Annotated in this window: 11 protein-coding genes; 6 read left to right on the top strand and 5 right to left on the bottom strand. The window is 71.1% G+C overall.

Annotated elements, in window-relative coordinates; all coding sequences use genetic code 11:
- Window positions 1-4 precede the first annotated feature (4 nt).
- Window positions 5-2,590: a bifunctional FO biosynthesis protein CofGH gene (locus tag ACZ7L5_RS43805; RefSeq protein WP_471524562.1), complete on the top strand. Its 2,586-nt coding sequence runs from the start codon at window positions 5-7 to the stop codon at window positions 2,588-2,590.
- A gap of 100 nt (window positions 2,591-2,690) precedes the next feature.
- Window positions 2,691-3,242, top strand: a complete 552-nt coding sequence (locus ACZ7L5_RS43800; protein ID WP_471524560.1) for a hypothetical protein — start codon at window positions 2,691-2,693, stop codon at window positions 3,240-3,242.
- 24 nt (window positions 3,243-3,266) lie between these two features.
- On the opposite strand, the gene ACZ7L5_RS43795 is transcribed toward ACZ7L5_RS43800, so the two are convergent.
- Entirely contained in the window at window positions 3,267-3,776 is a 510-nt protein-coding gene (locus ACZ7L5_RS43795; protein ID WP_471524558.1) for a DUF2165 domain-containing protein, read from the bottom strand.
- A 109-nt stretch (window positions 3,777-3,885) separates the two neighbouring features.
- Here ACZ7L5_RS43795 and ACZ7L5_RS43790 point away from each other — a divergent pair, with 109 nt between their 5' ends.
- Window positions 3,886-6,693 carry a tetratricopeptide repeat protein gene (locus tag ACZ7L5_RS43790; RefSeq protein ID WP_471524615.1) on the top strand — a complete coding sequence of 936 codons (2,808 nt, stop codon included), beginning with the start codon at window positions 3,886-3,888 and terminating at the stop codon, window positions 6,691-6,693.
- Here the strand turns inward: ACZ7L5_RS43790 and ACZ7L5_RS43785 are convergent.
- Genes ACZ7L5_RS43785 through ACZ7L5_RS43775 form a run of 3 tightly spaced genes read right to left on the bottom strand, consistent with a single transcriptional unit; the run spans window position 6,629 to window position 8,267 of the window.
- Entirely contained in the window at window positions 6,629-7,264 is a 636-nt protein-coding gene (locus tag ACZ7L5_RS43785; RefSeq protein ID WP_471524556.1) for a class I SAM-dependent methyltransferase, read from the bottom strand. The genes ACZ7L5_RS43790 and ACZ7L5_RS43785 overlap by 65 nt on opposite strands.
- A complete protein-coding gene (locus ACZ7L5_RS43780; protein WP_391399178.1) occupies window positions 7,261-7,458 on the bottom strand; it encodes a DUF397 domain-containing protein in 198 nt (65 codons plus the stop codon). Before ACZ7L5_RS43780 ends, ACZ7L5_RS43785 begins: the two co-directional genes overlap by 4 nt.
- Complete coding sequence (locus ACZ7L5_RS43775) at window positions 7,455-8,267, bottom strand: helix-turn-helix domain-containing protein (RefSeq protein ID WP_383238563.1); 813 nt, start codon at window positions 8,265-8,267, stop codon at window positions 7,455-7,457. Before ACZ7L5_RS43775 ends, ACZ7L5_RS43780 begins: the two co-directional genes overlap by 4 nt.
- A gap of 114 nt (window positions 8,268-8,381) precedes the next feature.
- On the opposite strand from ACZ7L5_RS43775, the gene ACZ7L5_RS43770 reads away from it, so the two are divergent.
- The 3 genes from ACZ7L5_RS43770 to ACZ7L5_RS43760 all read left to right on the top strand — a co-directional run bounded on the left by ACZ7L5_RS43770 (window position 8,382) and on the right by ACZ7L5_RS43760 (window position 11,153).
- Window positions 8,382-8,816 (top strand): ATP-binding protein, encoded by a 435-nt coding sequence (locus ACZ7L5_RS43770; RefSeq protein ID WP_471524554.1) that lies wholly within the window; start codon window positions 8,382-8,384, stop codon window positions 8,814-8,816.
- A 225-nt stretch (window positions 8,817-9,041) separates the two neighbouring features.
- On the top strand, window positions 9,042-9,863 hold the full coding sequence (locus tag ACZ7L5_RS43765) for a helix-turn-helix domain-containing protein (protein WP_471524552.1): 822 nt from the start codon (window positions 9,042-9,044) through the stop codon (window positions 9,861-9,863).
- 174 nt (window positions 9,864-10,037) lie between these two features.
- Complete coding sequence (locus tag ACZ7L5_RS43760) at window positions 10,038-11,153, top strand: ADP-ribosylglycohydrolase family protein (RefSeq protein ID WP_328881025.1); 1,116 nt, start codon at window positions 10,038-10,040, stop codon at window positions 11,151-11,153.
- Between the two features lie 87 nt (window positions 11,154-11,240).
- On the opposite strand, the gene ACZ7L5_RS43755 is transcribed toward ACZ7L5_RS43760, so the two are convergent.
- Window positions 11,241-12,827 carry a sodium:solute symporter family protein gene (locus ACZ7L5_RS43755; RefSeq protein ID WP_471524550.1) on the bottom strand — a complete coding sequence of 529 codons (1,587 nt, stop codon included), beginning with the start codon at window positions 12,825-12,827 and terminating at the stop codon, window positions 11,241-11,243.
- Window positions 12,828-12,863: the final 36 nt, after the last annotated feature.

The raw sequence follows: 12,863 nt of genomic DNA, 5'->3' as shown, positions 1-12,863 counted from the left end.
AAGAATGACGACTCCCGCGACCCCCGGAACCGGCCCGACCGAGAACTCCATGCGTCGCGCCCTCAAACGCGCCCGTGACGGCGTCGCCCTCGACGTCTCCGAGGCGGCCGTACTGCTCCAGGCCCGAGGCGAGGCCCTCGACGACCTCGTCGCGTCCGCCGGCCGGGTGCGGGACGCGGGTCTTGACGCGGCCGGCCGGTCCGGTGTCATCACGTACTCGAAGAGCGTCTTCATCCCCCTCACCCGGCTGTGCCGGGACAAATGCCACTACTGCACCTTCGTCACCGTCCCCGGCAAGCTGCGCCGCGCCGGGCACGGGATGTTCATGTCGCCGGACGAGGTCCTCGACATCGCCCGCAAGGGCGCGGCCCTCGGCTGCAAGGAAGCCCTCATCACCCTCGGCGACAAGCCCGAGGACCGCTGGCCCGAGGCCCGCGAGTGGCTCGACGCGCACGGCTACGACGACACCATCGCCTACGTCCGCGCCATCTCCATCCGCATCCTGGAGGAGACGGGCCTGCTCCCGCACCTCAACCCCGGCGTCATGACCTGGACCGACTTCCAGCGTCTGAAGCCGGTTGCCCCGTCCATGGGCATGATGCTGGAGACGACGGCGACCCGCCTGTGGTCCGAGCCCGGCGGCCCGCACCACGGCTCCCCGGACAAGGAGCCGGCCGTCCGCCTGCGCGTCCTGGAGGACGCCGGCCGTTCCTCCGTCCCCTTCACCTCCGGGATCCTGATCGGGATCGGGGAGTCGTACGAGGAGCGGGCCGAGTCCCTCTTCGCGCTCAGGAAGGTCTCCCGGGCCTACCACGGCATCCAGGAACTGATCATCCAGAACTTCCGCGCCAAGCCGGACACCGCGATGCGCGGCATGCCGGACGCGGAACTCGACGAACTGGTCGCCACGGTCGCCGTCGCCCGGCACATCATGGGCCCGAGCGCCTGCCTCCAGGCCCCGCCGAACCTGGTGGACTCCGAGTACGAGCGCCTCATCCACGCCGGCATCGACGACTGGGGCGGCGTCTCGCCGCTCACGATCGACCACGTCAACCCCGAGCGCCCCTGGCCGCAGATCGAGGAGCTGGCCGAGCGTTCGGCGGCGGCCGGCTTCGAGCTGCGTGAACGCCTTTGCGTGTACCCGGAGTTCGTCAGGCGCGGCGAGCCCTGGCTGGACCCGCGACTGCGCCCGCACGTACGGGCACTCGCCGACCCGGAGACCGGCCTGGCGCGTGCGGACGCCGAGGTCGAGGGGCACCCGTGGCAGGAGCCGGAGGAGGTCTTCGTCGCCTCCGGCCGCACGGACCTGCATTCCACGATCGACACCGAGGGCCGTACGTCCGACCGCCGCGACGACTTCGACGAGGTGTACGGCGACTGGGGCGCCCTGCGCGAGGCGGCGGCGCCCGGGATGGCGCCGGAGCGCATCGACACGGACGTGCGCCAGGCTCTGGCGACCGCGGCCGACGACCCGACCCTGCTGACCGACGAGGAGGCGCTGGCGCTGCTGCACGCGGACGGCCCGGCGCTGGACGCGTTGTGCAAGGTCGCCGACGACGTCCGTAAATCGGCGGTCGGCGACGACGTCACGTACATCGTCACCCGGAACATCAACTTCACCAACGTCTGCTACACCGGCTGCCGCTTCTGCGCCTTCGCCCAGCGCAGGACGGACGCCGACGCCTACACCCTGTCCCTGGACCAGGTCGCCGACCGCGCCCAGCAGGCCTGGGAGGTCGGCGCGGTGGAGGTCTGCATGCAGGGCGGCATCCACCCGGACCTGCCCGGGACGGCGTACTTCGACATCGCGAAGGCGGTGAAGGAGCGGGTCCCCGGCATGCATGTGCACGCCTTCTCGCCCATGGAGGTCGTCAACGGCGCCACCCGCACCGGCATGTCCATCCGCGAGTGGCTGACGGCGGCCAGGGAAGCCGGCCTCGACTCCGTCCCCGGGACCGCCGCCGAGATCCTCGACGACGAGGTCCGCTGGATCCTGACCAAGGGCAAGCTGCCGGCGGCGACGTGGATCGAGGTGATCACCACGGCGCACGAACTCGGCATCCGGTCCTCGTCCACGATGATGTACGGCCACGTCGACCAGCCCCGCCACTGGCTCGGCCACCTGCGCACCCTGGCCGGCATCCAGCAACGCACGGGCGGCTTCACCGAGTTCGTGACGCTCCCGTTCATCCACACCAACGCGCCGGTGTACCTGGCGGGGATCGCGCGGCCCGGCCCGTCGATGCGGGACAACCGGGCGGTGACGGCGATGGCCCGCCTCCTGCTCCACCCCTGGATCCCCAACATCCAGACCAGCTGGGTGAAGCTGGGCACCGAGGGCGCCGCGGAGATGCTCCGCTCCGGCGCGAACGACCTGGGCGGCACCCTGATGGAGGAGACGATCTCGCGGATGGCGGGGTCGTCGTACGGCTCGTACAAGTCGGTACGCGACCTGGTGGCGGTCGCCGACGCGGCCGGGCGCCCGGCGCGGCCACGCACCACGCTGTACGGCGAGGTGTCGGAGGAACGGCAGCGGGCGGCGGCGGCCTCGGACGGCCACCTGCCGGAGCTGTTGCCGGTGCTGGACTGAGACGGAGACGGCACAGGACCGTGTCGCGGGGGTCGGTACGATGATCCGACCCCCGCTGGAGGGGTTCCATAGCTTTCCGTAGCCGAGGAGATGCGTGCCCGTGCCTGCTCCCAAGGTCTGGGTGACCGGTTTGACGGTGGGCGCGATAGCCGCCGTCACAGCCCTCGCCATGCAGGCCGACAAGGGGCCGCACCCGACGGCCTCGGCGTCCCGCCCGAGCGCGTCGGCGTCGCCGGGGGCGAGCCCCGCCCCGACGAAGTCCGCCGTGCCCGCCGCCGTACCGGACGGCTCGGGCAGCGGGCGCCGGGTCGTCTACTCCCTCGCCCAGAAGCGGGTCTGGCTGGTCGACGCGAGCGACGCGGGCCGCCGTACCTTCACCGTCTGGCCGGGCACCGTGAACCCGGACCCCGGCACCTACACGGTGTCCTCGCGCAACGAGGCCACCACGGGCTCGGACGGCGTCCAGATCGAGAACATCATCTACTTCGCCGCGAAGTCCGGCATCTCCATCGCCTTCTCCAACGCCGTCGACGGCTCCTCGCCCCCGCCCGCCGCGGGCAAGCAGACCGGTGGGGTCCGGATGCGGGCGGCGGACGGGGCGGCGTTGTGGACGTTCGGGGAGACGGGCACGACGGTGGTCGTGGTCAAGTAGTCCCGCTCAGGGGCCGGCCTTGCGTCAGGTGCTGGCGGACTTCTCCTTGCCGGACGGCAGGTTGACCACCAGCAGCACGACCCCGCTCAGCAGGAACACCCTCGTCGCCGCGTCGAGCCCGTTCCAGTCACCGGACTGCCACATCGAGAACCACTCCCCGCCGATCGCGATGAACCCGCCGCCGAACAACAGCATCAGCATCAGCAGGCCGTAGGTGGAGAAGCGCCGGGCACTCGGGTCGTCGCGGCGGAACCACAGCCAGGTGCCGTATATGAGGACGAGCGCGGCGAGGGTCTCCCAGACGATGATCGCGACGTACGCCGCGTCCTGAAGCCCCTTGCTGGTGATGGCTCTCCACATCAGGTCCTCGTCCTTGAACGTCGTATCCATCGCCAGGACGTGCCGCACGAACTGCTGGTTCGTGCCGAAGTCGGTGATGTTCCCGAAGGCGACGAGGGCCGTGTAGAGGGCGACGGTCGCGGTGAGGAGGGTGGCCGCGAGGTGAAGTGCGCTGCGTGGGGGTGTTGTTGACATGATGGTCATCTTCCCTGTGGAGGCGCTGTGCTCCATAGGCATTGAGCCAGAATGATGGCCTAGGGCAGCCGAGCGGGAGGATCCACGCGTGGGACAGGCGCGGCCGTCGATGCAGGAGCTGATCGGCCGGCGCAGTCGGGCCGGATTCGTGGGCCGCGGCGCCGAACGTGCGGCCTTCCGGGCCAACTTGGACATCGCGCCGGAGGACGAGCGGCACCGGTTCCTCTTCCACGTGCACGGAAACGCGGGTGTCGGCAAGTCCTTCCTGCTCCGCGAACTGGAACAAGTCGCCCGGGAGCGCGGCGCCTTGACCGCGTTCATGGACGACACGGCGGGAAGCGTGCCGGAGTCGCTGGAGGCGATGAGCCGGCAGTTCGCCACGCAGGGCAGGCGGTTGAAGGACCTGGACCGGCTGCTGGCCGCGCATCGGGAGCGCAGACACGAGGCGGAGCTGGCGGCGATCACCGCGCCGCCGCCCGAGCCGCCGGGGCCCTCCGTGGGCAGCATGGCGGTGGCGCGGGCCGGGCTGGTGGGACTGGGCATGGTGCCCGGTGTCGGCGCCTTCGCCGGGGCGGTCGACGCCGCACAACTCGCCCAGGGCGCCGACCGGTTGCGGTCCGGTCTGGGTGCCCGCTTCCGCACCCACGAGGACGCCCGACTCGTACTCGCCCCCGAGAGCGTGCTCACTCCGGTGCTGCTGGAGGAGCTCTCCCAGGCTGCCTCCGCCGTGCCGTGGATCATCCTGTTCTTCGACACCTACGAGCGCACCGGCCGGTTCCTCGACGCGTGGCTGCACGCCGTGATGACCTCGGACCTGTACGGCCCGCTCCCGGCCACCGTCGTCGTGGTGACGGCAGGCCAACTCCCCTTCGACGCCACCCGCTGGGGCGGCTTCGGCGACTTCATGACCGACGTGCCGCTCCTGCCGTTCACGGAGGCGGAGACGCGTGACCTGCTCGCGGGCAGGGGAGTGGTGGCCGAGCCGGTGGTGGGGGAGGTGCTGCGCCTGACCGGTGGTCTGCCCGTGCTTGTGTCGACCCTCGCGGAGAGCCGCCCCACCGATCCGGCCGAGGTGCGGGACCCCAGCGCCACGGCCGTGGAGTGGTTCCTGAAGCGGGCGGAAGACGCGGTCCAGCGGTCGGTCGCGCTGGCGTGCGCGCTGCCCCGGCGGCTGGACGCGGATGTGTTCCGGGCGGTCGTGGGCGACTCCGACGCCGAACTGGACGGACTGTACGCGTGGTTGCGCGGACTGCCGTTCGTCAGCGAGCGGGGCGGCCGGGTCCGGTACCACGACGTCGTACGGGCGCCGATGCTGCGGTTGCAGCGGCAGGAGGCGCCCCGGACCTGGGCGGCCCGGCAGCAGGCGCTCGCCGCCGTGTTCCGGGAGTGGCGGGCCGAGGCGGAAGCCGGACGGGACGCCGAGGAACTGTGGACGGACGAGGCGTGGCGGGAGCTCCGGCTGGCGGAGCTGTACCACTTGCTGTGCGCCGGAGAGCGGGCGGCGCTGACGAGCGTCCTCGGGGATGTCGTCGACGCCTGCGAGCAGGGTGAGTCCGTCGCCGAGCGATGGGCCTGGGTTCTGGTGGAGGCCGGTTCGGACGCGGAGACCCGGGCGGTGTCCCAGTGGGGCCGACGCCTCGCGACCGCCCTCGACAACGGCGGAACGCCCGCGGCCCTCGAACTGGTACTACGGGCGACGGGCTTCGAGCGGACGCCGGTGCCCGCGGGGGCGGCGGCGACGGCAGGCACGGTGTACGGCGGGGCGGCAGCGGCTGCCACCGGGCTGGGTGCGGGGGCTGTCGGGTGGGGAGCGGCGGCCGCGGCTTCTTCGCGGGAGGCCGCAGGGGCCGGTACCGGGGGTACCGCAAGCGACCGGCCGGCACGGAGGCCCGGCACCGCGTCCGGTACGGCGACGACCCGGCCGGGCACGTCGGCCGGCGCCCAGTCACGTGAGAGGCAACAACCCGCATCGCAGGACCAGCGCGCCGAGCCGCAGGGTGAACGCAGTGAGGTGCCGGAGACCGAACCGGAGAGTCAGCGTGCCCAGCCGACGTGGGCCGAGCCGCAGGATCAGCACGCCCAGCTGTCGTGGACCGTGCCGCAGGCCACGACCTCGCCCGCTACCCCCTGGCAAGACGCCTCGGCCGATGCCGGCTGGCGGGTCGCGCTGGACCCCGCCGTGGCGGCCCGCGCCTACCGCGGCCGCGCCATCGCCCACGACCTCGCCGGCGACCGGCGCGCGGCCGTCGCCCTCCTGAACCGGGCCCTCGAACTGGCCCCCGACGACCCCCGCAGCCTCGGCCTGCGCGGGGAGTACCACCGCGTCCTTGGGCGCCACGACGAGGCGATCGGCGACTTGGACCGGGCCCTCGAACTGAACCCCTCCGACGCCTTCGCCCTGGCCTCCCGCGGTGCCACCCGCCTCAGTCGCGAAGGTCTCGACGAGGCGCTCGCGGACCTCGACGGGGCCGTTCGGCTGAAGCCGGACTACTCCTGGGCCCTGATGCGCCGGGCCCGGGTGCACCGAGCCTTCGGCGACCCCGTACGACAACTGGCCGACCTCGACCGGGCCGTGGCGGTGGACCCCGACTGGGCCTGGGTCCGCTGCGAGCGCGGTGACGCCCTGCGCGCCGCCGGCCGCGACGAGGACGCCCTCGCCGACTACGACCACGCGCTCGCCCGGGAGCCCGGCTACGACTCCGCCCGCGCCAGCCGGGGCGCCTCGCTGGCGAACCTGGGTCGGCACGAGGAGGCGCTCGCCGAGCTGGACCGGGTGCTGGCAGCCGACCCGTCGTACACCTGGGCCGCTGATCAGCGGGCCGCCGTGCTCCGTCAGCTGGCGGCCGAACCGGCTACTCCCGCACGCAGCGCAGGAACAGATGAGGCTCGTGCCCGGCATCGGGATGGTCAGGCGTGAACAGTACTGTCTCTGCGGACAGCACCGTCAGTCCCGCCGCGGCGACCATGTCGGTGAAGTCCTCGGCCGCGAAGCTGGTCGCCCGCACCTTCTGCCCCATGAAGACGATTTCGACGTCCTCCACGTCCGCCGGCACGGTCGCCAGCACCATGCTGCCTCCCACTCTCAGCGCCCGTGCCAGCCGCCGCACGAGAGTCTCCTGCGTGGTGCGGGACATCTGGAGCAGAGAGAAGTACACGCAGACCGCGTCGAACGCACCGTCCTGAAGCGGGACTTGGTGGATGTCGGCGTGCTGAAAGGCGGCGTCGGGCACCTGCCGGGTGGCGAGGTCCACCATCACGGGAGACGCGTCGATCCCCAGCACGCCATGGCCCGCCGCGGCGAGCGTCTCGGCCGTGGGGCGCCCGGTCCCGCTACCGACGTCCAGCACCCGGCTGCCCGGTTCGAGCCGCCCGGCCAGCCACGCCAGCGATGCCCGGTGCGTCTCCGAGCCCGCGAACGCCCTCTCGTAGGCGAGCCCCAGCGCGTCGAAGACGGCGGCGGCACGCTGTGCCTGAGACTCGTCGGTCACGGCATCGTGCTCATGCCGTCGATGAACTCCGCCCAGGAACTCGCTTCGAATGCGAGTCGTGCGCCGTCCTTGTCCTTCGAGTCGCGGACGTGGACGCCGACACCGGTGTTGGCGGGGGATATGGCGACCTCGACACAATCAGGGCCGTCGTTGCTGCTGTAGCTGCTCTTGAACCACTCCAGCGTGGAGGTCATGTTTGTTCTCCCAGGACTTTCTCGATGAAGGCCAGCGATTCACGTGGCGTCAGAGCCTGCGCCCGGATCATTCCATAGCGCATATCCAGGGTCTGGACCTCCCGGGGATCGCTGATCACGCGACTGTGCAGCTGTGCCTCGGAGTGCCCCAAGGTCTTGCCGTCCTGGAGCTTGAGCAGCCTGATCGGTCCGCCCATTCCTGCGTGGTCCTCACGGTCCGTGGGCATCACCTGAATCTCGACGTGCCTCAACGCACTGATCTCCAACAGGTGTTCGAGCTGTTGCCGTAGCACCATTCTGCCTCCGACAGGCCGCCGCAGCGTCACCTCTTCCTGGACAAAAGTGAGGAGCGGGGCGGGCATCCGCTCGAAAACGCGCTGCCGCGCCATGCGGGCGGCGACTTGGCGGTCGATCTCCTCCTCCGAGAGCGCGGGGCGGCGCATGGCGAACAACGCCCTTGCATACTCAGGGGTCTGGAGCAGGCCGTGCATGTTGTGGTTGGCGTAGGCGCCCAACTCGACCGCCTCGTCCTCCAGCTTGGCCAGATCCCGAACCTTCTTCGGATACCGGGCCCTCTCCACGTCGTCCCTCATCGCCGAGAGCTTTCCGCCCGCCCTCAGCACCTCATCGGCCTTGTCCAGGAAGTCCGGCTTGGGAATCCGCCGGCCCCGCTCCACCGACGAGACCATCTCCTCGCCGTACCCGATGGCGGCGCCCAGTTCGGCCTGGGTCATCCCGGCGGCCTCGCGCCACATCCTGATCTGCCGTCCGACCGTCCTGAGAACAGCCTCGGCCTCCTCGTCCTCCACGTCTTCCCCTCCCGACGTACGGGCCGTACGACCCCGTCGGCCATCCGTACAGTCACGCTCCGTACGGAGGCCATTGCTGTTCAGCGTAGGAGTCGGTTCGCCACGCTGGGTGACATGAGCCAGAAATCCCTCGTCCAAGTCACCGGCCCCACGCACCACTTCACGGTTCAGCTGTCCGCGACTCGAAGAGGTGCTCGACTCGCGCGCCTGCTCACCGAGCGCCAACTGGACGACTGGGGCATGCCGTTCGAGGGTGCGGTGCACGTCGTGGCCGAGCTGGCGTCGAACGCCGTACTCCACGGCCGCGTCCCCGGACGGGACTTCCGGCTCAGGCTGAAGCTGCACACCGACGGCACGCTCCGTATCGAGGTGACCGACGCCCGGGGTGACCGGATCCCGCAGGTCCGGGACGCGGCGGGTGGCGAGGGGGAGTCGGGACGAGGGCTGCTGATCGTGGCGGCGTACGCGGACCGTTGGGGTGTCGAGCTGGCGCCCGCCAACTGCAAGACCGTGTGGGCTGAGGTGACACCGGATCGCGGAGGGGTGTGACCCGGCGGCTCCCGTCGCAAAGACCAAAGAACCGGGGAAAGAACCGAACCCACCCCCACCGCCCCCGTCGATCACCCGCAGGGGTGAACATCGCCAACTCGGCTGGCGCGTACGGGCTTTCGTGGTGCAGCGTCACCCAGAGACAACCGCACACATGAATCGGCCCCCGCCGGGACGGGCATCCCACTGCGAGGGCCTAACACCGAGGAAGAAGAAGCCTTCCCGATGACTGAACAGCAGCCTAGCGCGCCCGCGCGCGCCAAGTCCGGCCATTCCGCCGGAGGCGTCGAGCACGTCAACGAACCCCACCACGACCAGTTCGTCGTGGTCGGAAACGACCTCGCCCAGCACCCCGAGCTGTCCCTGACGGCGATCGGCCTGGCGGTCCACATCCAGTCGCTGCCCGCCCGGACCCCGGTCGGGATCAAGACGCTTGCTGCGAAGTTCCCCGAGGGCGAGATCCGGGTCGCCGCCGCCTTGCGGGAGCTGGAGGCACACGGATACCTGGCGCGCACCAAGGAGCGTCTTCAATCGGGGCGAGTCGTGACCCGGACGATCTCCTACAACAGGCCGGGCGTCGCCGCGGCCCGAGCCGCGATGAAGCCCGCCGCACCCCGCCCGGCTCCGCCGTCCCCCGGCTCGAAGGCGTCGGCCTCCGCACCCGGTGCCGCTTCCGATGCCGTTCTTGATGCCGCCCTGGATGTCCTCGCGGGACTGCGCGCCCACGACCCCCGCCTGCTGCTGGCCGAACGTGACGTACACCGTCTGGCCCCGGCCGTCTCCGCCTGGCTCGACAGGGGCGTCCCGCCCGCCGCCGTGCAGCGCACCCTGACGAACGCCCTGCCCAAGGACCCCATCCTGAACCCGGCGGCGTTCCTCGCCCACCGCCTCCGAGCACTGCTGCCACCACCGCTCCCCGCCCCGGCACACCCCTCGACCCCCGTCCGCCCGGACCCGCTCCAGACCTGCGAGGGATGCGACCGGGCGTTCCGTTCACCGGGCCCGGGCCGCTGCCGGGACTGCCGTCCGGTGGGTGTGGCGGCGTAGAGAGCCGGACGGGAGCTTTGTACGGGCCATAGCTGATCATTCCGGCCCACTCCGGACCATTTATTGCCACCCCGGGCACATTCCGCATACCGATCCGCCCCCTGAACCGACCGTCCCCGGTCGATTACAGTGGCGAACCGTCGTACACACGGTCGCTGCAACGGGGAGGTCCTGATGGGTGCGATAGCCGGCGCCGTCTGGGGCCGTACCGAGCAGCAGGACTTCCGCAGCCGGGTGCGTGGCACGCTGCTCGGCGTGGCCGTCGGGGATGCCCTCGGGGCGCCGGTCGACGGGCTGGGGCTGGACGAGATCCGGGAGCAGTACGGCGCCGAGGGTCTCCTGGATCTGGGGTTCGGGTACGGGCGGCGCGGCGCCGTGACGCATCTCACGCAGCTCACACTGTTCAGCGTGGACGGGCTGATAAGGGCGCAGGTCCGGCGGGACACCGGGGCCTGGCATCCGCCGACCGATCTGCACCGGGCGTATCTGCGGTGGGCCGCCACGCAACACGACTGGGGCCCCGACGAGCGCCGTAAGGACGACGGCTGGCTGGCTCGCGAGGAGTGGCTGTATGCCCGCCGCGACCCCACCCGTGCGCTCCTGATCGGCCTCGGCGACGAGGCCATGGGCACCCTGGAGGCGCCCAAGAACGCCACCGAGCTCGGGCCTGAGGCCACCGCCCGCTCGGCGCCCTTCGGACTCCTCGTCGGCTGGGAGCCGCAACTCGTCGTGCAGCTCGCCGTGGAGTGCGCGGCGCAGACCCACGGCCATCCCGTCGCCTACCTGTCGGCGGGCGCGTACGCGGTGATCGTGCACGCGCTCGCCTCCGGGGAGAGCCTCGACGGGGCCGTACAGCGGGCGCTGGCGCTGCTGGCCGTGCGGCCCGGGCACGAGCCCGTGTCGGACGCGCTGCAGCACGCGCTGGGTGCCGTACGGCAGGGCATGCCCACCCCGGCGCGGGTGGAGGAGCTCGCGGCCGACGGCTCGGCGGACGGGCTGCTCGCGGCCGCCGTGTACTGCGCCCTGGTCGGCGAGGACGTCCGCCACGGCCTCTGCCTCGCCGTCAACCACGACGGCCCCTCCGCCGCCGCGGCCGCCCTCACCGGCGGCCTCCTCGGCGCCCTCCACGGCGAAACGGCACTCCCCCCGGCCTGGCTCGCCGAACTGGAGGGCCGCCCCACCATCCTCGAACTCGCCGACGACTTCGCCATGGAAATGACCCAGGGCCCAGCCCTGCACAGCCCGGCGGGAGCGTCGCCGGGCTGGCTGGCGAGGTACCCGCGCGGCTGACCCTCCGGTCACTCCGGCCGTCAGGGCGACAACAAGGGCGGCCCCCCGCCGTGCGAGTGGCCGCCCTGCCTCAGCCGTCCCCCGTCCTCAGTCCTTGGCGCGGACCACGTCCTCCCTCGCGTCCGTGTCCGCGTCCGCATCGGCCGGCGCCGGCACCGCAGCGGCAGCGCCCCCGTCCCCGTCCGTGTTGATCCGCTCGACGATCGCCATCCGCTCCGGGGTGTCCTCCGGCTTGATGAAGCCGATGAGGATGTACAGGACCAGGGACACCGCCAGCGGGATGGAGACCTGGTACTGGAGGGGCACCCCGCCCTCGATCTGCCAGCTGATCGGGTAGTTGACCAGCCAGAAGGCGAGCAGGCCCATCGACCAGCTGGTCAGTGCCGCCGTCGGGCCGGAGCGGCGGAACTGGCGCAGCAGGCCCAGCATCATCGGGATGGCGATCGGGCCCATCAGACCGGCGACCCACTTGATCACGACGGTGATGATGTCCTTGAAGGTGGGGGAGTTGACCTGGGTCGCCACCGCCATCGACAGGCCGAGGAAGACGACCGTGGTCACGCGGGCCGCGATCAGCCCGGACCGCTCACCCCACGCCCGCGCCTGCTTCGACAGCACCGGCGCCACGTCCCGGGTGAACACGGCCGCGATCGCGTTGGCGTCGGAGGAGCACATCGCCATGGTGTGCGAGAAGAAGCCGACGATGACCAGGCCCAACAGGCCGTGCGGGAGCAGCTGTTCGGTCATCAGGCCGTACGAGTCCGAACCGTCCGCCTTCTGCGACTCGACCAGCAGCGGCGACATCCACATCGGGAAGAACAGCACCACCGGCCAGACCAGCCACAGGATCGCCGACAGGCGCGCCGACCGCTCGGCCTCCCGCGGGGTGGCCGTGGCCATGTACCGCTGGGCCTGGTTGAGCATGCCGCCGTTGTACTCGAAGAGCTTGATGAAGAGGAAGGCGAGCAGGAAGACCGTGCCGTACGGCCCGACCAGCGGCTCACCGTGGCCCTGGAGCTCCGGCCGGTCCCAGGCTTCGAAGAAGCCGATGCCCTTGTCGTTCAGTTCCATGATGACCGCGATGAACATCGCGACGCCGGCCAGCAACTGGATGATGAACTGGCCGAGTTCGGTCAGCGCGTCCGCCCACAGGCCGCCGATGGTGCAGTAGACGGCCGTGATGGTGCCGGTGATGAGGATGCCCTGGTTCAGCGACACACCCGTGAACACCGACAGCAGGGTCGCGATGGCGGCCCACTTCGCGCCCACGTCCACGATCTTCAGCAGCATGCCGGACCAGGCCAGAGCCTGCTGCGTCTTGAGGTCGTAGCGGTTCTTCAGGTACTCCAGCGGTGAGGCCACATGGAGCCGTGACCGCAGCCGGTTGATCCGCGGCGCGAACAGCTTCGACCCGATGGCGATGCCCAGCGCGATGGGGAAGGACCAGGTGACGAAGGACGTGACGCCGTAGGTGTAGGCGATGCCCGCGTACCCGGTGAACATCACCGCGCTGTATCCGGACATGTGATGCGAGATCCCGGACAGCCACCACGGCATCTTGCCGCCCGCGGTGAAGAAGTCGCTGACGTTGTCCACCCGCTTGTGCGACCAGACACCGATCGCCACCATCACGCCGAAATAGCCGATGAGCACGGCCCAGTCGAGACCGTTCATGTGCGCCCTCCCAGGGTTCAGCCCGGCGCTCATCGT

The sequence above is a fragment of the Streptomyces sp. NPDC107528 genome (assembly GCF_055639295.1).
This window is presented reverse-complemented; position numbering and strand designations above follow the sequence as displayed.